This window comes from Alkalihalobacillus pseudalcaliphilus (assembly GCF_028610675.1).
In the GTDB taxonomy this organism is placed as follows: domain Bacteria; phylum Bacillota; class Bacilli; order Bacillales; family Bacillaceae_D; genus Alkalihalobacillus; species Alkalihalobacillus pseudalcaliphilus.
On sequence record NZ_JAQQWS010000003.1, the window covers coordinates 235,686 to 255,955 of the forward strand.

19 protein-coding genes and 2 pseudogenes are annotated in these 20,270 nt (G+C 36.8%); 8 read left to right on the top strand and 13 right to left on the bottom strand.

Going from position 1 to position 20,270, the window contains the following annotated elements:
* Positions 1-461: 461 nt before the first annotated feature.
* Complete coding sequence (locus PQ479_RS09545; protein ID WP_047989971.1) at positions 462-1,034, bottom strand: hypothetical protein; 573 nt, start codon at positions 1,032-1,034, stop codon at positions 462-464.
* 229 nt (positions 1,035-1,263) lie between these two features.
* On the opposite strand from PQ479_RS09545, the gene PQ479_RS09550 reads away from it, so the two are divergent.
* Positions 1,264-2,484 (top strand): MFS transporter, encoded by a 1,221-nt coding sequence (locus PQ479_RS09550; RefSeq protein ID WP_047989972.1) that lies wholly within the window; start codon positions 1,264-1,266, stop codon positions 2,482-2,484.
* A 136-nt stretch (positions 2,485-2,620) separates the two neighbouring features.
* On the opposite strand, the pseudogene PQ479_RS09555 reads toward PQ479_RS09550, so the two are convergent.
* Positions 2,621-3,153: pseudogene (locus PQ479_RS09555) on the bottom strand (GNAT family N-acetyltransferase).
* A gap of 192 nt (positions 3,154-3,345) precedes the next feature.
* Here PQ479_RS09555 and PQ479_RS09560 point away from each other — a divergent pair.
* Entirely contained in the window at positions 3,346-3,657 is a 312-nt protein-coding gene (locus PQ479_RS09560) for a hypothetical protein (RefSeq protein WP_047989973.1), read from the top strand.
* Positions 3,658-3,724: 67 nt separating this feature from the next.
* Here the strand turns inward: PQ479_RS09560 and PQ479_RS09565 are convergent, their stop codons facing one another.
* Positions 3,725-5,554, bottom strand: a complete 1,830-nt coding sequence (locus PQ479_RS09565) for a serine hydrolase domain-containing protein (RefSeq protein ID WP_047989974.1) — start codon at positions 5,552-5,554, stop codon at positions 3,725-3,727.
* Between the two features lie 165 nt (positions 5,555-5,719).
* Positions 5,720-6,343, bottom strand: coding sequence for a hypothetical protein (locus PQ479_RS09570; protein ID WP_273716953.1), 624 nt, complete (start codon positions 6,341-6,343; stop codon positions 5,720-5,722).
* 377 nt (positions 6,344-6,720) lie between these two features.
* Between PQ479_RS09570 and PQ479_RS09575 the strand changes: the two are divergent.
* From PQ479_RS09575 to PQ479_RS09590, 4 genes and pseudogenes are all read left to right on the top strand, one after another.
* Positions 6,721-6,819: pseudogene (locus tag PQ479_RS09575) on the top strand (GrpB family protein); the annotation flags it as partial.
* Between the two features lie 80 nt (positions 6,820-6,899).
* The gene (locus tag PQ479_RS09580; protein WP_273716965.1) at positions 6,900-7,061 is read left to right on the top strand and encodes a GrpB family protein; all 162 of its coding nucleotides are present in this window, start codon (positions 6,900-6,902) and stop codon (positions 7,059-7,061) included.
* Between the two features lie 139 nt (positions 7,062-7,200).
* Positions 7,201-7,722: a TetR/AcrR family transcriptional regulator gene (locus tag PQ479_RS09585; protein ID WP_047989975.1), complete on the top strand. Its 522-nt coding sequence runs from the start codon at positions 7,201-7,203 to the stop codon at positions 7,720-7,722.
* 616 nt (positions 7,723-8,338) lie between these two features.
* Entirely contained in the window at positions 8,339-9,454 is a 1,116-nt protein-coding gene (locus PQ479_RS09590; RefSeq protein ID WP_047989976.1) for an MFS transporter, read from the top strand.
* Positions 9,455-9,687: 233 nt separating this feature from the next.
* Here PQ479_RS09590 and PQ479_RS09595 read toward each other — a convergent pair whose 3' ends face one another.
* From PQ479_RS09595 to PQ479_RS09605, 3 genes are all read right to left on the bottom strand, one after another.
* Entirely contained in the window at positions 9,688-9,879 is a 192-nt protein-coding gene (locus PQ479_RS09595) for a hypothetical protein (RefSeq protein WP_047989977.1), read from the bottom strand.
* A gap of 36 nt (positions 9,880-9,915) precedes the next feature.
* The gene (locus tag PQ479_RS09600) at positions 9,916-10,314 is read right to left on the bottom strand and encodes a VOC family protein (RefSeq protein ID WP_047989978.1); all 399 of its coding nucleotides are present in this window, start codon (positions 10,312-10,314) and stop codon (positions 9,916-9,918) included.
* A gap of 158 nt (positions 10,315-10,472) precedes the next feature.
* Positions 10,473-11,858: an aminotransferase-like domain-containing protein gene (locus PQ479_RS09605; protein ID WP_047989979.1), complete on the bottom strand. Its 1,386-nt coding sequence runs from the start codon at positions 11,856-11,858 to the stop codon at positions 10,473-10,475.
* 105 nt (positions 11,859-11,963) lie between these two features.
* Between PQ479_RS09605 and PQ479_RS09610 the strand changes: the two genes are divergently transcribed.
* Entirely contained in the window at positions 11,964-12,578 is a 615-nt protein-coding gene (locus PQ479_RS09610; RefSeq protein WP_047989980.1) for a LysE/ArgO family amino acid transporter, read from the top strand.
* A 122-nt stretch (positions 12,579-12,700) separates the two neighbouring features.
* On the opposite strand, the gene PQ479_RS09615 is transcribed toward PQ479_RS09610, so the two are convergent.
* Positions 12,701-13,423: a ferredoxin--NADP reductase gene (locus PQ479_RS09615; RefSeq protein WP_047989981.1), complete on the bottom strand. Its 723-nt coding sequence runs from the start codon at positions 13,421-13,423 to the stop codon at positions 12,701-12,703.
* Between the two features lie 1,478 nt (positions 13,424-14,901).
* Here PQ479_RS09615 and PQ479_RS09620 point away from each other — a divergent pair.
* The gene (locus PQ479_RS09620) at positions 14,902-16,113 is read left to right on the top strand and encodes an MFS transporter (RefSeq protein ID WP_047989982.1); all 1,212 of its coding nucleotides are present in this window, start codon (positions 14,902-14,904) and stop codon (positions 16,111-16,113) included.
* Between the two features lie 105 nt (positions 16,114-16,218).
* On the opposite strand, the gene PQ479_RS09625 is transcribed toward PQ479_RS09620, so the two are convergent.
* The 5 genes from PQ479_RS09625 to PQ479_RS09645 all read right to left on the bottom strand — a co-directional run bounded on the left by PQ479_RS09625 (position 16,219) and on the right by PQ479_RS09645 (position 20,072).
* Positions 16,219-17,430: an SEC-C metal-binding domain-containing protein gene (locus PQ479_RS09625; protein ID WP_053070491.1), complete on the bottom strand. Its 1,212-nt coding sequence runs from the start codon at positions 17,428-17,430 to the stop codon at positions 16,219-16,221.
* 122 nt (positions 17,431-17,552) lie between these two features.
* Positions 17,553-17,702 carry a hypothetical protein gene (locus PQ479_RS09630; protein ID WP_273716954.1) on the bottom strand — a complete coding sequence of 50 codons (150 nt, stop codon included), beginning with the start codon at positions 17,700-17,702 and terminating at the stop codon, positions 17,553-17,555.
* A gap of 288 nt (positions 17,703-17,990) precedes the next feature.
* Positions 17,991-18,305: a hypothetical protein gene (locus PQ479_RS09635; protein WP_047989983.1), complete on the bottom strand. Its 315-nt coding sequence runs from the start codon at positions 18,303-18,305 to the stop codon at positions 17,991-17,993.
* 229 nt (positions 18,306-18,534) lie between these two features.
* Positions 18,535-19,164 carry a hypothetical protein gene (locus PQ479_RS09640; RefSeq protein ID WP_053070492.1) on the bottom strand — a complete coding sequence of 210 codons (630 nt, stop codon included), beginning with the start codon at positions 19,162-19,164 and terminating at the stop codon, positions 18,535-18,537.
* 11 nt (positions 19,165-19,175) lie between these two features.
* Positions 19,176-20,072: a hypothetical protein gene (locus tag PQ479_RS09645; protein WP_053070493.1), complete on the bottom strand. Its 897-nt coding sequence runs from the start codon at positions 20,070-20,072 to the stop codon at positions 19,176-19,178.
* Between the last annotated feature and the right edge of the window lie 198 nt (positions 20,073-20,270).

The following is a 20,270-nucleotide window of genomic DNA, read 5'->3' on the forward strand; positions in this document are numbered from 1 at the left end:
CTTTTTACAACTATTTCGGTAAATCAAAAGAATAAATATTAGCCACCCTCCTTTTTTCCATGTTAATAAAGACTTAAATCCAACCATCTGTTCTCAATAAAGAACTGATAGTGAAAAAAATAATGAAACGGCTATAAAATCCATTTCATTCCACTTTGATTATACAACAAAATTCTGAAAATTGATATATAAATTCACATATTTGTTCTTTATTAAGAATAACACTAAAAATCTATGGTCGTTAGTTTGAAAGCTGCAAGTAAAAAACAAACATCTTGACGCAGCTTTACGTCTTTCTCAATATTTTATTTAACCTTTTAAATCGTCCTTTCAACTGCGAATAAAACAAAAAACCCTCATTGGGTTTTTTGTCAGATTGTTAAACTCGAGAAACGATAACCCATTTATTTTATTCCTGTCTAGAGTTTACTTTTTTTAATTAAAATTGAAAACATTCGTCGTTACTTATCTAACAGTCCTTCTTTTTCTTCAGGAAAATCAATAGAATTCGCAATTTGAACAAACACTTCAGGTGTTATGATGTCAGCACATTTACTATTTACACTTAACATGTATTGCCAACCTTCTCTTTCAAACACAAACGCTTGTAATCTTCCAGATACATTGATTAGAGTTGCTTCATGTCCATTCTTTAAAGTGTATGTTTCAATAATACGTTTCTCCCTTATTGGAATTTTGCTATCCATATGTCGAATCATCATTTTATAATGTATATACGGCTTCTCTTCATTGATATATTCAATATCCAAAGCATCATTGCTCGTTCCTTCTGAATCGTTAAACCTTCCAAATTGGTGCGTAAAAGGTAATGGTGGTATTCTTAAAGGTAATTTTAACTCCTTTTGAAAGTGCTCTTCCAACTCTTTAACAGCTACTTCAACCGTCGTATATCCGTATTCAGGCATATATTCTTCCATCGGACGTTGTTTATCAACTTCTGCCACCTCCACTTCATAATTAGGAAATCCCATACTTAACAAACTAATGACCACTAATAAACTCAGACTCTTCATGAACTCCACACCCTTCTAGACTAAGTACTGGTAGTTTCACCATCTCAAGAAAGAACATTCTTGCTTATTCATTTTTACAATTAGTTTATTATGAATTTCCCTTCCATCTTTATATTTAAAAAGACAGTGGATTCAAGGAAAATTCCCCAAACAAAAAACACTTGCCCCTCACGTTACGTGATCCTCTAGAATTGATGTTAGATTAACGTAGAGAGGAAAGATTATATTTATGGAAGAACAACAATCATTATTGAAAAATAGACCTTTTATTTTGTTATTTGTCGGGAGCTTCTTAGCCATAATTGGCTTTAGTATGTTTTTTATGACCACAACCTGGTTTGTAATTTCTGAGCTTGGTTCTGCTAGCTCATTAGGTATAATCCTGATTGCCGTTACCGTTCCACGGATCATCATGATGGCCTTTGGAGGTGTTCTTGCTGACAAATTTAAAAAGACGACAATCATGTTCAGCACGAGCTCCATTCAAGGTATTCTACTCGTTATCATTTTCATATTGGCGTATACCAACCAATTAGCCTTTATTCACCTATTAATATTGGGAGCATTATTTGGAACACTTGATGCTTTTTCTGGACCAGCAGGAACTTCCTTAATCCCGAAAATGGTTCGCGTTGAACAAATTAAACAAGCAAATGCCATTATCCAAGGACTGGGTCAAATTGGTTTTGTCGTTGGACCGATTATTGCCGGGAGTGTTATGGAGTTTGCAGGGGTTACGACGGGTTATTTTGTTGCGGCTGTTATTGTTCTATTGTCTGCCTTTTTTATGTTTCCACCATTCCTAAAAGAAGGACCCGTAGACAATACAATCAAACAAACACCACTGAAGGATTTGATAGAAGGGTTTTCTTATGTCAAAGCAAGTAAATTTCTCATTACAGGTATTCTAATCTTAATCACGCTCAATTTCTTTGCCTTCGGAGCTATTTCCATAGCCATTCCGATCTTAGTGGAAACTTACGGAGGTACACCTATTAACCTTAGTTATATCGAGGCTGCTTTAGCGATTGGTATGCTTGTAAGTACAGGTATTATTGGTACAGTCAAAATACGCCAGAGAGGTTTAACATCGATTCTAGGATTAATTGCAACTTTAATGGTGGCTGTTCTCTTTAGTCAGATTCCTAACTTGTATATCTTAACGGCATTAGCTTTCTTACTTGGATTCTCGATGACATTTGTTTCAATCCCTTTCTTTACCTCTGCACAAGAAGATACCGACCCTCGCATAATGGGGAGAGTCATGAGTATTATCTTCTTAGCCATGAACGGATTTGACCCGCTTGCTTATGCCGGTGTAACGTTACTTGTTTCTAGAGGCATCGATATTCAATCTGTTATTCTGTCCTTTGCGACGATTGGAATTCTAATTGGTCTTACCATCTTATTGAAAGGAAAAACGTATAGGAATTATACATCGAATTATTAAGCTAACCTAAAGACCACTTCAACATGTGAGGTGGTCTTTTATTTAAACCAAGTTCATGATTTTCTTATTTAGGCTTTATATATCATCCGATTTTTCTAATTCGATAAGAGCTCACTAAACCATAACTAATTCACTTTCATTTATTCTTTTTAAGTAATGAATAGACGTTTGCATCGTTTGCTTGACCATTTTGATAAATATAATTCCGTAAGACACCTTCTTGATGAAAACCCATTTTTGTTAATAGCTGATTAGATGCCAGATTATTAATAAGTACAACAGCACCGATACGAGTTAAATTCATCTCTTCAAAACCGTAAGAAAGAACTTTTGACATCGCTTCTGAAATGTACCCGTTCCTCCAGTGTTCTGGATGGAGTTCGTAACCAAGCTCTGCTTTTTATGATAAGGAACCCAAGCATTAAAACCAATAGTTCCCATTACTTCCTTAGTTTCTTTCCTTTCAATTCCCCATCGTATACCTCTCTTATCGTTGTAGTTCTTTTTAAATATATGAATAAGATTCTCCGCTTCTTCAAGATGAACGAAAGTTTCTAATCTATAATATCTTGTAACTTTTCCGTTAGAGAAACAAGAAAAGATGCTCTTCGCATCAGCTTTAGTAAGTTCTCTTAAATATAGTCTTTTTGTTTCTAATACCGGAAACATTGATTACACCCCTCCTTTTAATTCATCCATCTCACTTATCCAAAGATCAATCACGTCATTTGTTTTTTCCATTTAATTTGAATTCACCAATTGGGTACTTTAGATCATGTGTTATTCCTCCTAACCTATTATGATAGTTCTAATAAACTCTTAAGGAGCCTCCATTATGAGAAAAGCCATCCTCTGTTTTTTTTGCTTTTAATTTTAGTATCATGTAATCAAACGACTGAATTAGGAGTAATCGAAGAAATTGATACATCTACTCATTCACTTGTCATTTCATTGATTAATAGCCCAAGTAGCGAGGATATTTTATATGTGTATCATGTTCAAGTTACAAAAGAGTCGATACTAAGAGATGGCGATATCGAGATTCATTTAGACGACCTAGAAATTTCTGACAAAGTTGAATTCATATTTACTAAAAAAGATACGAACCCATACAATTTAAATCAGTACGATTTAGTTGAGCTTACAATCATAGAAGAAGGCGTGGATAATTGAAACAAGACTGCTTTTCTTTTGCCTAGATGCTCACTATTTAAAAATCAAGCTGCACCTTCATAATCACTTAAAAATAAAACTCCCAATACAATAAGTTTCCACATAGGATAACCGTACAAGCAACCGTCATGATCCAAACTCGCTTTTCAAGTTTCTTTAATGGTTGACTGTTAAGCTTAACGACTAAAAATCCACTATACACAAAAGCGATCACTAAATAGGCAAGGTTTAAAGTTAGAAACGGCTTAAGCGAAGCGTAACTAACCATTGATAAGGTTTTATAAACGATCCATAAAACATTCAACATCATGAGTAGATTTAGACTATGTTGACCAAACAAGTAGAAACGTTGAGGTTTTTTACTCGAGAGACTTCTTAAAGAAATGGTGACAACATAACCGACAGAAAAAATGGCTGCTATAACAGTAAGAATAAGTCCCCCCCACTCTATGTAATGTTTATATGTAGGTACATAAAGTAAATCTGAATATGTATTAGATAGCACGTTTTTCAAATGCGGGTGTTCTGAATAAACATCCAGACTGTATAAGCTCGGACCATCTTCCGTTAGGTAAATACCTGGTTGCAGCTGTGAATAATAAAAGCCGTTCATTATTAATTCATCAGAACCACTTTGTTCAACTTCCCCCCTTAAAAATAAACCATACACCTTACTAAAGCCTGACCTTGGTATTCGAGCCGGTTCATATATACCGTTCCATTGCGATGAATCTTCTAATCCTACATGAACTTTTCTATGCTCATACTCACCAAAAATGAGTTCAGGTATTCCCACAGTAAAGGTCATTTCATCTTTTATGTTTGTTAGAACGAGTACACCTCGTTGTTCCTTTCTATCCACATAAAAGGAGGAGCTAAACGCCTTAGAATTTCCGTTATGGCCATAAACATACTGACTTTTTGATGGTAAATAAAATAAGCCATTAGCTATTCTTGAAATATTTGTATTTGGGTAATATAAGGTCGGTTCAAACATGACATCAAGGGTCTCGTTATATTTAAAAAGAGGGTTTTCATCCTCAGCCAATAACGCCTCTAGTAGCTTTTGTAAATCAGTCGCTGTTCCCATCACACTTCCAATCGGATACATCGGAAGCGAGTATAAATTGGGATTAATTAATTGCCTTGCTTGGGAATAACCTTGAACCTTCTCCCTCTGCTCTTTCACCCACTGCTGATCACCTTGTTCAGGATCAATAGCCGTCTTTGTCATCTGAAGTGGTTCAAAGATATGCTTTCGCACGTACTCTTGATAGTCCATTCCACTCACTTCTTCGACAATAAATGCAGCAAGTCCACTTCCATAATTGGAATAAGCGACCACTTCACCTGGGACAAAAACTTGGTTAATGTCTGCTTCTTCAAGCACTTCTCTTAACCTATTTATAGCACTTGGTCGATAAATCATTAAATCAGTATAACTATCATCAAACCCTGCAGAGTGGTGCATTAAATGAGACATGGTGATTGGTTCATCAAAATTTGTTTTGCTACGAAAATGCTGAGGCAGATAGGTTTTAATATCGGTTTCTAGATCCAGTTTCCCTTGCTCAACCAACTGTAAAACACTAATCCAAATAAGGATTTTAGATACGGATGCCCATTCGAAAACAGTATCTTCACTGACTAAAATTTGATTTTCTATATCTGCATTACCTGCCATTTTGTAAATAACTTCATCTTTATCTATCACTATTGTAGCTAACCCCGCAATATCTTCCTGATGTTCATTGATATAATTCTCTACTTGCACTTCTAGTAAGCTCTGTTCGTTAGCAACAGCTTTAAATGGAACAGATAAGACTAAGACTATTAAAACGGAGATGCCAAGAAAGCAGATAAACATTTTAAAAGCATGACTATAACGATTATTCAATATGTTTCAGACCCCTTTATATTTATCAAACTATTGGTAATTCTTATCATACGTAAAAAATGAAAAAGTAGCAGTATTTCCTATTTCCTCTGCTCATTATTGAAAATAAAAGCTGTTACGCTAAAAATCGGCACCATACTATTATTATTATCTGGTTGGAATTACTCACTTCAAAGTCCCTATCCAAACGTCACCTTTATCCATGCAGTATATTAGATGATTTCCATATTCATTTTTAATCGTTTCAGAGGCTTTTCGTTTAATTGTTGATATTTCTTTCTCTGAAGACAGTCCTTCTTCTAACCATCCCTGCAGATCATTCTCATCATAATAATCTGAGTCTATATGTAGGCTCCAGTCGAATTGTTCTAACTTGTCTCTTAAGGAGTGAAATTGATAGAAGGGAAATGCTTTATCGTTCTCTCTTTTTTTGAACGTATGATGATAGAAATGAAGTGCCTCTCTGTAAGCCACAACAACTTGAGATTGGATAAAACGAGGCTCAAATAGCCAAATCTTCAAATAGAATTCCTCATTTTCAGCCTCCATTTTACGGTTCCATTCTTGATACACGTCAATCATAGCTTCTAGCAAAAGTTGATTATACCAATGAGGAGGATTTCTTTTTTCTAGTGAATAAAAGGGATCTATCCATAATTTAACGTAATCCCTTTGATACTCCCTTAAAGTGTCCACATCCAAATGTAAGGCCTGTTCTTTCCAAATTTCAATTTTTGCTTTTTGTCTTTTCCAGCCTCGTATTTTCTTTTTATTTGAGAAATACACCACCAGACCACTCCTTTTGATTTTCAATTATACGTTTAATTCCTATGATAAAAGTCTATTTGAAGGCAGAGTAAGAGTTCTCTAGTCATTCAATCTCTTCTGTCTCATACCTAATAAACAAATGTTCATAATCCCATAGTTCATTAACACGCATGACCCTCCTTAAGCCTTTCACTTCTGTTGATGTATGATTCTTTACTAGCATAGTTGTTACCCCTCACTGAAATATAGAGTTGATACATTCTAGTTATTATAGTATCACTATACTAACGTTAATCGATAGATAATTAACTGTTTCTTTTGATTTATCAGCCATATAGAAAATTCTCTGTTTGATATAGGTTACTATGATCAGGTAAATTCTTATAAGGAGGAAAATCATGAACTTAGGATTAAAGAAAGAGGAAGTTAGATTAGTGAAATATACATCAGAATGGAATATTGAATATAATCGAGTGAAAAGGGAAATAGTGGAGAGTCTAAATATTGAGGGAGTTCGTGTAGAACATATTGGTAGCACGCAATTAAAGGAATATCTCAACAGGAGCTTCGGAACAATCTGCTCTTCTTCAGAGACTACCTCAAGTCCCATGAACAAGCAAGAAAGCAATATGAAGAGATTAAATCGACCTATGTAAAAAAGACAGCGACATGTATCAAGCAATACACAGAATTTAAAGAAGCATTTGTCAAAAGCATCTTCAAAATGAGCCATCATTAAACCAAGCTATCCTTAATGAACAAAACCGCTTGGCCCACATCCCCCAGTTTTTTTAGAATTCCCAAAACATACTTGATTTGCATTTAAACCATCCTTATGTTAATAATATAATGACCATTCTATCTAAAGGTGATGTTATATGAGTAAAAAACGACAGGATTTAATTAGTCAGGCAGAGAGACTATTTTATGAACATGGCTTTCATTCGATCGGCCTTAAAAAGATAATAGAAGAAGCAAATGTTGCATTAATGACCATGTATAACCATTTTAATTCAAAGGAAGAACTGGTATTAGAAGTACTGAAATACCGTGAAGAGAAGTACTTCTCTCTCTTGCAGAAAGTGGTAAAAAAAGAGGCTGATGTGAACACGAATGCTCAATTAATAGCAAAAGCCCATCTGGATTGGATTGCAACTCATAAAAAAGGATGTATGTTTCTCAGAGCTAAAGAGGAGTATCCAGCTGAAGAGAACCAGATTAATCAATATGTCATAACTCATAAAAAGACCTTCTTAACCTTTTTGGAAAGTCTTCATTTTAGTCAAAACGAATCGATACGTCTTTCCATGCTATTAGAGGGAGCAACTTCACTAGCAGAAGTCGTGGATTGGAATAAGGTTTCCAAAGAATTGCTGTACACAGTAGATCATGCCATATAAAACACCCATGTCGGAGCAATCACTTCGCCACCAACAAAAATGAAAGTAGTGGCGACTATTTAAAGATCTGGCACGTTTACAACTCGAACACCATGAGGAGTCAGCCGCACAAGCAGGGAGCTATGTCCTGCTAAGGTCATTTATCGCAGATGGATGACCAGCTAACTTCAAGGCACGAACTATCGCCCATAAGTAACTTTCATATAAAACTTCCATGATGACTTGCCATGCAATTCATCACCAACAAAAATGAAAGTGTTTTTTGGCTCTTTGACTATTGGTATTTCATTCATTTGGTATTTTTTTAAACTTTTTCATTGTTTTTTTAATGAGAAGAGGACAAACAGACCATTGAGTTTGCTCCAGCCTAGCGGAGGGAATGGGGTGGCCGACTCCTGCAGGAGGAAAGGGCAGGCTGAGATCCACCGGCAGAGCCGGTTAGCTCAGCGCCCGCCTGGGAAAGCGGGCCCCTCATTCCCGGAGCGATCATCGAAGATGAGCATATTGTCTTTAGTTAACTTTCATATAAAAGTAAATGCTCAATCACATTTGCTTTTTTTTACAAAATATATATAATGATCGTTCTATATAATATTAACTAAGGAGTGAAATGAAAATGTGGAGACTCGTATTACCTGGGATCGCTTTGATCGGTGTAACTTATGCCTTAGCTAGATTCAGCTTTGGTTTGTTTTTACCACATATCTCTTCATCTCTTGGAATATCAGAAAGTGAAGCTGGTATGGCTAGCTCAGCTGCTTATTTCGCCTATACATTAGCTTTACTCACGTCTTCCAACTGCGTTAATAAATTTGGCGAAAAAAGAGTCATTCAATTTGCCGGATTAAGTGCAACTTTAGGGTTATTAGGCATCTCACTTGCTCAAGATCTTTATTTCCTAACAGCCAGTACATTTATTGCGGGTATAGGCAGTGGGTGGGCATCTCCGGCTTTTAGTCAAATGATTACAACGAATTTAAAAAAAGATGAGATCGACAATGGAAACACGTGGATTAATAGTGGAACAAGCTTTGGACTTATTTTGTCAGGACCGATTGCTATTGTGTTTGCTGAGCAATGGCGGTTTGCTTTTTTACTTTTCACATTTATATCATTAATCGTATTTATTTGGAACTCGCTCTGTGTTCCTACTAGTAAAAGTTCAGCTTCAAACCTTACTATCCTCAAGAAATCGGTTTTAGTGAAGGGTAAATTTCTCTCTCTTGCTTCTTTCATCATCGGCTTTGGCTCTTCTATATATTGGACCTTTTCTCGAAGTTATTTAACGGCTCAGTATAATATGAGCAGTGGGGAGAGTGCCTTCTTTTGGGTATTAATGGGGGCCTCTGGCATTATTGGTGGAATAGCTGGTGGTATTATTCGTAAATTTGGAATTGGAATTTCTTATCAGGTGACTTTGCTCATAATGTCGATGGCTATAGCATTAATAACTGCACCTCATATTGTGACGATTTATCTTTCATCGATTTTATTTGGCATGTCCTATATATGTATGACAGGTATATTTATTGTATGGGGGACACGTCTTTTTAAGGAGATGCCATCCATCGGGGTCAGTTTGTCTTTTTTAGCACTTGGTATTGGTCAGTCACTTGGTTCTGCAATTGGTGGTCAGTTAATTAATATGACTTCTTATTGGTTTAGCTTTATTTTTTATTCAGGTGTTTGTTTAGTTGGATTGATTGTATCTGTTACAAAGCAGCCTAAATAAAAGAATATTGGGCTTTGCCATGAGCGTTTTTATATGAAAGTTACTTAAAGGCGATATGCGGAGCTCTACTCACCGCTCCCGAAATTCATGCTCCGCTGGGTTCTTACTAATTCTCAAGTTCACAAAAACATCTAACACCATTCATTTAAAATGAAAAAGAACAAAGTCAAATTAAACGAAAAACCAACTGTTAAAGAACCAACTGACACATTCAGGCCTTTTCGCGACTTTACTCACCCACTTCTCTTATTAATTGAAATACCACCAGTCAAAGAGTCAAACACCACTTTCATCTTTGTTGGTGGCGGAGCTGATTTTTGCTCCGACATGGGCGTTTTATATGAAGGTTGCTTAGGGGCGATGGATTGTGCCTTGAAGTTAGCTGGTTCTTTATTCCCTTCAGCCCTTTTCGTGACTTTACTCATCCTCTTCTCTCTTTCACAACATGATCTTTTCTGTATTTATTTAGGTAAATTCAATTGCCATGAAACACCAAATCGGTCATTAACCCAACCGAACTTCTTACTGAAACCATAATCGCCTAGGGGCATGAGTGCTTGTCTATCTTCAACTAACTGCTGATAAAGGCTGTCAATTTCCTCTTCTGTACTGCATGTTAAATAAATCGAGAAGGATGGTGTGAATGTAAATTGGTGTTGGATGTTACTATCAATACACATAAATTCTTGACCCCTTAACGTAAAAGCAGCTGTCATGACCTTTCCTTCCTCTCCGCCTTGATTAGCACCATACCGAACGATATGTGTAATCGCTGAATCTTCAATGAGAGATGTGTAAAAATTCATCGCTTCCTCAGCGTTTCCATCCTGAAACATTAAAAAGGGTGTGACCTTTTCCATTGTAAATACCTCCTTATTTTAGTGATGTTATCCTTTATCTTTATCATAATAGCTGGTTCTAAACCAGAATGTCTTATTTGAAGGCCAAAATACCTCTCTACATTTGGCCAGATCTGAAATTATTCCTTAATCAAACGCTCTCTCTCTGCCTCATATCTTTACAAATAACGTCTAATCTCATCAGCTAAAGCAACCAAACTTTTTTCTATCTCCTGATAACTACAGTAAGAATAGGAAATTCTTATATGATTATAGTCATTAGGTTGATAAATATAACCTGGATTAATTAAAATATTTTGTTTGAGCATACGTTGAAATAAAGCTTTCGTAACAACTGGCCTTTTCATTTTGAGCCAAATATAAAAACCACCCTGAGGAGTTTCCCAATTTGCTAGTTCAGCAAAATGGTACTGTAAGAGTTTTTCAGTAAAATCTGCTCTTTTTTTCAATTCTGTTCTCAACCAACTCATATGTTGATGATAATGTGACGATTTGAGCCATGCCGCCACTATTTTTTGAGATACAATACTTGTCCCATAATCAAGCTGCATTTTCAAGTCTGATAAATGGTTCATGACTGATTCAGGACCTACCATCCAGCCCACTCGTAAACCTGGGCTCAAAATTTTAGAAACACTACCTATATAAATAACTTGTCCATCCGTATCCATTGACTTAATGGAAGGTGGTGATTCACTAAATATAAGCTCTTGATAGACACCATCCTCTATCATGGGCAATTGTAGCTTTTTACATTCTTCTAATAGCCTTTTTCGTTCTTCAAATGAAAGAATCTTTCCAGACGGATTATTTAAAGTTGGAATTGTATAGAGAACACTCGATTGTTTATTGAGTTGGCTATTATTCATGGCTTCAGATGGGAGTGAGGGTAATGAATGTAGATAGGACGGTGATTGACAGTAGATTTTACCGTACATATTGATGAGTCCAATAGAAATTAATTGCAATGCCTGTAAACCACCAGATACGATTAAGATATTTTCAGGTGTGGCACTTATTCCCTGACTATGTAAATACCTTGTTAGTACTTCTCTTAACTCACGATCACCCATTGGATCAGAATAACCAAATTCCCTACTTGTTATTGAAATAGAACCCATGAATTCTTGAAGCTCTTTAGTAGGGATCAGCTCTGGTGATAGCTCACCCGTTCCTAACCTCATCATCTGTGGACTCATCTCATGTTCGTTGATCGATTGAATCGTTTGAATGTTAGATTTATAGTAACTTTGCTTTATTCTAGTGCGCCAATCAGGGGCTGACTTTTTCACAACATATTCCCAACTTCGTGCATTCACGTATATGCCGCTACCAGCCTTCGAAACTAATAAACCTTCTGCTTTCAATTCATCCAAAACTTGAACAATCGTACTTCGATTTACTCTGAGGTTCTCAGCTAACTTCCTCTGTGATGGCAGTTTCGTTCCAACTGGCCAAATCCCCTGCTCTATTTGTGTCACTATCCAAATTGATATTTGCTGAAAAAGCGAAATGGTAGATGAATGATCTGGCTTCCAACTCAAGCGAACCCCTCCATAAAATTGGTTGGTTAAAGATGCAACCAATTGGTTGTTTATTAAACGTAACGGATCCTTTACGATAAATCAACAAGCAAGGAGTGATATGAAATGGTAACTGCTTTTCTTCATGGGTTCATTTTAGCCGGTGCCCTTATTCTTCCACTAGGTCCCCAAAATATTTTTATTTTTAATCAAGGTGCTTCTCACAAAAAGTTACGATTGGCTATGCCTGTGGTCATAACCGCCGCTCTGTGTGATACTGTTTTAATTTTGATGGCTGTATTAGGAGTTTCAATGATTATTTTGGCTGTACCACAGTTGCAGATTCTATTTTACACAGTAGGATTTCTCTTTCTCATTTATATAGGCTGGTCGATTTGGAAATCGGAAGCCAAGAGTGTAGAACAAAAAGGACCGATAAATATCAAAAAACAAATAATATTTGCCTTATCCGTATCATTGCTTAACCCACATGCTTTATTAGATACAGTAGGTGTTATTGGTATCAATTCTGTGCAATATACGACGAGTCTAGAATTATCCGCTTTTACCATTGCCTGCATACTTGTTTCATGGATAGCTTTTTTTCTACTGGCTGTCGTTGGGAGAGTTATGAAAAGGATTGATAAAAGGGGAAAAGCTATAAACATGATTAACAAACTATCAGCTCTAACTATCTGGGCTATTGCTTTATTTATCGCAATGCAGCTATTCGTTGCATAGCTAGTAAGGCTTTTTAAGTCGCGTTTGTATGGTTTGTACTCTTGAGCAGAAAAGTACTACAAACAAAAAGCACCCCAACAAGTTAGGGTTGCCGTCTAACTGTTGAGGTTTTAGACTTGTGATTACGCTTGATTAGATAAATCCAATGTTAAAAAATCAGGTAGCTGTCTTTCGTGCTTGTCAAGCTTAATCTGCTCTGCCTTAATTCCTTGTTCTAGTAATAATTCTATGTTCTGCTTCAGGAATTCGTCACTACCAACTACATAGAAAAGGCCTTCCTTGTCTGCTGCAAGATTCTTCACCTCATTATAATAATCATGACGATTATCAACAAACTGAGAAGTAAAATTCTTCTCAGGTGCTGTCTCAAAAATATCGGTAAATAAGAAGTCTTTTGATGAATCAACGTTTAAGGAATGAATTTGATTCACGTCATCTGCACGATTGAAATAATCAAGGACAAGTGGTCTGAACGTTGCCAGCCCAACACCTGCTGATAGCAGATACACATTTTTCCCTTCTCTTCTTAGTGGTACATTGGTATGTGTTTTAAATATCGCGACTTGATCGCCTACATCAAGACCTCTTAAGATCCTTTTGAATTCAGAGCACTGCTCCTTGATTCGTGTTGTAATACCGATTACCTTTTCATGTGGTAAGGTAGAAATCGACATGTGACGAATGAGACTACGATTGGGCTTCTCCCCCGCATTAAATCCTTCCAATGCAAAATGAGTATGTGAACCTTCTTCCCACGTAAAACCTTCTGGACATTCGAGTAAGTATGTTTTAACCTCAGGCGTTTCTTCAATAATCTTCTTGATTTTAGGCCAGTATATTTGCATGATTTATTCTCCTCAATGATTATGTCTTTATATCTAGCATACTACAATTGAAAACAATTCTCAATAAGTAACCATTTATTCACATCAATGCTATTCAAGATGCCTAAAACCTTTCTATACAAAACCCTCATAGCGGAGCCAAAACCACTCCACCACCCACAAAGATGAAAGTCAGCTATCGCCAACTTAACGATTAATAAAGGTTTGTGAAGGTAAAGACGCGAAACCTTGGAGTATCTGTACAAAGAGGCGGGTAATTTGCAGATGCTGATGCCAAACCTTAGAGTATCTGCACAAAGTGAGGGTTTATGTGCAGATACTGAGGACAAACCTTGAAGTATCTGCACAAAGAGGCGTTTTATGTGCAGATACTGAGGACAAAACTTAGAGTATCTGCACAAAGTGAGGGTTTATGTGCAGATACTGAGGACAAAACTTGGAGTATCTGCACAAAGAGGCGTTTTATGTGCAGATACTGATGTCAAACCTTGAAGTATCTGCACAAAGTGAGGGTTTATGTGCAGATACTGATGCCAAACCTTAGAGTATCTGCACAAAGAGCCGTTTTATGTGCAGATACTGATGTCAAACCTTGAAGTATCTGCACAAAGTGAGGGTTTATGTGCAGATACTGAGGACAAAACTTGGAGTATCTGCACAAAGAAGCGTTTTATGTGCAGATACTGATGTCAAACCTTAGAGTATCTGCACAAAGAAGCGTTTTATGTGCAGATACTGATGTCAAACCTTAGAGTATCTGCACAAAGAGCCGTCTTATGTGCAGATACTGATGCCAAACCTTGGAGTATCTGCACGAAAAGGTGCGAAGGGAATAAAGAACCAGCTAACTTCAAAGTAACCCATCACCCATAAGTAACATTCATACAAAATCCACATGGCGAAGCCCCATTCACTTCGCCACCAACCAAGATGAAAGTAGTGGCACATCTTAAACAGTTGGTACTCCATACAACTCCATCACCATTAGGAGTCGGCACGACCAAAAAGGGAGCAGTGACCTGTTAAGTCATTTATCGCAAGAAGGATGACCAATTAACTTCACGGCACAACCCACCGCCCCCCAAGTACCTTTCATATAAAAATACTACCTATACATCATTCTGAACATTTGATATACTAAGAAAACTAAAAGGCGATGATGAGAAGAGTACTTGTGCACAAGCATAACAGAGAACTCCTGATGGTGGGAATGGAGGATGTAATGGCATAGGGAAACAAGCCTCTGAGCTGTACAAAGGATCTTTCATTAGAGAGTGATGGTGTGCCGGGTTCTCCCGTTAAAGAGATAGAGTATAACCATGTTTACATGACGTACTTGAAAAGGTTGTTGTAGCGATACAATAACAAACTGGGGTGGCACCGCGAACTTCTAACAATCAGAAGTCTCGTCCCCAAGGCTAATAACCTTGGGGGTGAGACTTTTTTTCTTTGCTAAAAAATGTTAGGAGTGGTGCTACATGAATTGGAAAGCCCCTTTGCTTTTACTCGTTGGGATTGGAATATCAAATATTGGTGCTTGGATTTATTTACTCGCGTTAAACCTCATGGTGTTAGCGAAAACAGGATCGCCGTTAGCCGTTGCTATATTATACATCCTTATTCCTGTTGCAACACTTGTAACCGATGTATGGGCTGGTTCATTGATTGATCGGCTTAATAAACGTACGCTCATGATCACATTAGATAACATACGAGCATGTCTTATCTTTTGTTTGCCGTTTGTAGATTCATTGTTTTACATCTATGCACTCGTCTTTCTAATTAACATGGGAAGTTCCATCTTTGGATCGACATCGCTTGTATATATGACAAAGCTGGTTCCTAAAGAGAATCGTCAACGCTTCAACTCGTTGCGTAACTTTATTCAGTCGAGTGGCTTCATTATAGGACCATCAATTGCCGGCCTTCTCTTTGTTGTTAGCACACCACAAATAGCGATTTTCGTTAATGCTATTGCCTTATTTCTTTCAGCCTTGGTCATTGTGCTCCTTCCAAATCTAGACAGAGAAAGGGATGTTATCTATACGAGAATAACGTCTAAGGTTATCAAAGAAGATTGGAAATTAGTTATTTCCTTTGGACGAAAACATACACATGTTACTTGGGTCTATATATTATTTGGTGGATTTGGAATCTTTTTAGCTGGAATTGATTCACTCGAGGCAGCATTTGCAACGACAGTCTTACTATTTTCAGAAAGCACCTATGGATTTTTGGTAGGGATTGCGGGTCTTGGAATGGTGGCAGGTTCACTTCTTAATGCTTGGTTTGCAAAACGACTCAAAATGAATGATTTGATGGGATTTGGGGCTATCATAACACCGATTGGGTACTTAATTTTTGCCTTCTCAAACTCTTTTATCGCAGCTTCGATTGGTGTCTTTCTACTAACGTTTGCGATGACGTTTGCACATGTAGGATTTTTGACGTTTTACCAAAACCATATTCCTGTCTCGATCATGGGGCGTTTCACAAATCTTGTTGGTATGATTGAAGCCGTTGGCACGATCGTAATGATTATACTTATTGGTTTATTCGCAGAGTGTCTGGCGATTCGACCGATTTATATAGTAAGCTCGACCTTGTTCCTACTGCTAGGCTTTTATATATACAAAGTCGTGATGAATAAAGAGAAAGAACGATTTTATAAGGAAGAGATTATCGTTTAACGGATAAAAAGGTAAGGTCCCTAAGTAAACTCGGGGACCACTCCTTTTAATAGAACTTTTTTAAAATATTAATAATTCTGCTGTAAGTTTTACTACGCTCACTTATTACATACAGCATTTCTTATATTTTTTTCCACTTCCACAGTGGCATGGATCGTTTCTACCTATTTTTACTTCGTTCACGAGTGTCTTTTTTGCTAAACTATCCACTTTAGCATCATCATTCTTTTTTTGTAATCGATTTCGCATTTCCTCTAAATGAGGATGTTTGATTTCATTGATTACAAGATTGGCATAAAGTGATTCTTCGAGGTCCACCATTCCAGAATCATAACCTTCATTTATCAGATTTTCAACCTGAGGAATCGCCCGTACCGAAAATTGCTTACATAAAGCATCTGCAATTAATGTTTTTTGCATAATATCATTTGTTTGTCCAAGGAGACGCAATAGGGCATCCTCGGCTTCGATTGTCTTAATATTTGCTAATACATCAATGCTATAAAAACACGTACTTTCTAAAAGGGCAATCTTTTCAACTTCTTGTACCACTTCACTAGTTCCGATCTTGATGAGTGCCGTTGCTGTTTCTTCAAGTACAAGGTCACCTTCTTCTTGGTTTTCTAACACCTTAATTAAATCTGGAAGAACGGAATGGAGAGCCTTTTCACCTGCCGCATAAAGGTTATATATCCCCGCATAATACAAATGACCATTGTCATCTCTGTTCTGGCGGATACTATTCTCCACTTCCCAATCAGGAATGTCACCACGTTCAATTAGCTCATCATACATCAATTTCCCAAAATCATACATATGTTGATGGTATCCATCTTCCTCTAAATCATTAAATATCTGACCAAGATTCTCAAATAATTGTTCTTCGTTTAATGTTTTCATTTCTTTGATATCATTCAAATATCTAGAATCGAGATAATCAGTTAACCGTTGTTCATACTTCAATTTCAAATGAACAGGCGCTTTTGAAAGTATTCTTAAATAGTGGATCTTCTGAACCTGGTCGACTTCTTCTAACTTGTCCAAAACTTTCAATAAGCCTTCTTCTCCAATTGGAAGAAAATCAATAAAAGGCAAAAGCGGTGCCCCTTCTCCTATTGCTTCTAAGGAAAGTAAAAATGTTTCTTCGGTCGCAAGAAAAGAATTCGATAAGGAGTGAAGTGCGTAATCTTGAACATAAGGATCATTGGCCCGAAGTGCTTGCTCTACTTTTTCTAAAAATGTCATGGTCTCATCATGCCTTTCTTCAAACTTATTGTTTAGCGTAAAAAGGGTCCACAAATTACTCACTTGACTCATGAAACATATTCACTTGAATCATACATACTTTTCAGCTAAAATGGGTATAGATAATAAAAGAGAGAAGAGCGTGAACTCTCCTCTTTACAGCCTCAGCCGTTAGGGCAGTGGTTGTCAAAAATTTATTTAGTTTTTCGAGAACCACCCTTATGCTTCCTACGGCGCGGGGTGGCTTTCTTTTTGTCTAAAAAGGTTCTCTGAAAGAGATGCGCACTGATTGCACGTGTAACTCCCTTCAGAACTTCTTTTAAAAACTCAAGAATTAGATCCATGATTATCACCTCCTTTCCCATGACGGAAAAGAAACAGTGACATCCAACCAGCCCAACAATTTCGGCTATTATCATTCTATCAGATTTTATTTAAAGCAAACAGACCAACCACACAACTAGCCTTAACTCTCATGATTTCGTCTTCAACCTTGACGATTTTAGTCGTTGTCGCTCGTATTAACATTTTATTTTTTAATTAGACATTAGTTGAGTGAACCCAAGTGACATCAAAATTCCGACTTGTCTATATCTCTCTGAATTTCATTTCAAAATTTCATAAACCCCAAATTAACTTTCAAGAAAAAATCTCGCCGTTTCCTTCAGTTCATCACTAAATTCTTCGAGATCCTCATAGCTAATTACACCTTCATTTATAAGTGAAATAATGTTAAAAATAAGCTTTGAGCGGCTCATTTCTACTCTAACACCGGTATCTTCTTTTATCCTCTCTTCCAGTCCCCAAAATTTCTCTGACGGATTCGCATCTTCACTTAGTAATTTTATGTATTCCTTATTGTTCCTGTCTATATAGGCTTCCTGCCAATCCGCTATCTTATTTCTAAAAAGCTTCCAGTCACCTTCAGTAAATCCTCTTTCTACCAACAGTATCAACCCTCCCATTAACCTTTAACCATTCGGAATTTCTGGGTGATTTAGCTATTCATTATAAAAAAATATCTTATCATTACTGTTTCTATCCATTTCTGTCTTAATATAACAAGAGGATTTTGGGATTCAACACCCAATCATTCCCTGTTTTGTAATTCTATTTTATCATCAAATTCATTATAGGTGCCACTTCATTACTCTTAACATCATATTGAACAAGCTATTATTCATCTGGCAAATCATATTCTACATCCGTACATTTTCTTATAATGTACTTTGTTTTTTTCACGGGCATTGGAACATGATCCTCACCAAAATATTCAATGTTAACCACCTTTACAATCGCCCTGTGATTATCTTTCCCCACAGGCACAATCACAAAATCATCAACCTTAATGCTGTCGTCTTCGGTCAAATAGTAATAGGATTTCTGGCCCTCATCAAAGGTTACACTACAAAAGATATAATCCGTCTTGCGGCGAAATACTTTAGCGTACACTGAAGGGTCCAGTATTTCACCCAAACCATAAAAGTTCATGAAATCAATTACCATATCTGCAAACTCTCCAAAATCTTCCGGTAAATTATTTTTATCAAATGAGCCTGTGATAATACGCTGTTGGTTCTTTTTGTAGTCAATGGTGATTTTATAGTCCTTCATTTCGTTCGGTGTATCAATCACATCATCGGGATTACCAACGATTTTGCTGAACAATCGCTTAGCATCAAATTCATCGAGCAAATGTTCAATACCGCCTTCAATCTCATATTTCCGAGAAACCTTGCATCCAGTTCCAATATTCTGAATATGTTCAAGAGTTTCCGTTTCTCTATCTATAATCAAGTGTTCCATATAATCCCACGTTACAAACTCCACGCGGCATTTTCTGATAATTTATTTGTCTTCATTTTCGTAACCCTATGATAATCTAAAGCAATTCCGTTTATAACGTCCGGCTTACAGTTTCCGTCAAAGACATATAAGTCACCCATGCCAACTGTATCACGTACAAGGTCTGACAAATCCGTGCCTTCATAACTAAAATCGGCACAAAGTGAACCTCGAAATTTATATATTGCCCCTTCAGTATTGGTCAGTTCCATTATCCAGTTACCAATATCCGTGGCGAAAACCTCCATATACTCATTTCCGAAATAGTTGGAAACCGCATTAAGTAACTTATTCGCTGATGCCTTTTCAATTTTGAAATTCTTGCTCCTCGCTTTTTCATATTTTCCGTCTGTGTGTCCAAAGTTATATCCAGAAAACCATACACGACCTTGCTCATTGATCGTAATACGCTGTTCCACTTCATCACTCGGTACTGGTATTGGACCATAACAGATATTATTGGATATAATACATATCTTTTTCAGTTTCCCTTGGAATATGAATGGATCCTCTCCTGATAGGAAAGCCAGTCGGCTAAGTGCTAAAATAAACCACGCACGATTATTTTGTGCTAAAATCTCTGCTCCGTCATATGCCCAGTGATTAAAATATCTCCATCTTGAGTATATAGCAGAACCAAGCAAGGAAATATCGGTCACATCATCGATGATTTTATCAAGTGCGATGCTATCATAAACAGCCTTATCATACATACGCCCAAAGGCAAGACCGCAGTCCATCTTGAAACCAAGGGCAGCACAGTCATCTGCCATATAGTGGTCAACCAGTTCTATGTAGTTGATTTGTTGGTCTTTGAATTTATCAACCCACTTCACTGCGAAATCGTGTATTAGATTTATATCAGCCACTATGGTACGCCTCCAATCGATCGTTGTGTTTTTCTAAATCAATTTTATTAATGAGGGATTTTTATAGCTTTGTTTATGCCTGCACTGTTTCTTCATGCTTAGATAAATCTGTTTTTGTACATATCATCAATGTTACGGACAAAAGCAGACAATTCATTCTTGGCGTTGGGTATGTTAGAATCCGTTCCTTTTTCAAAC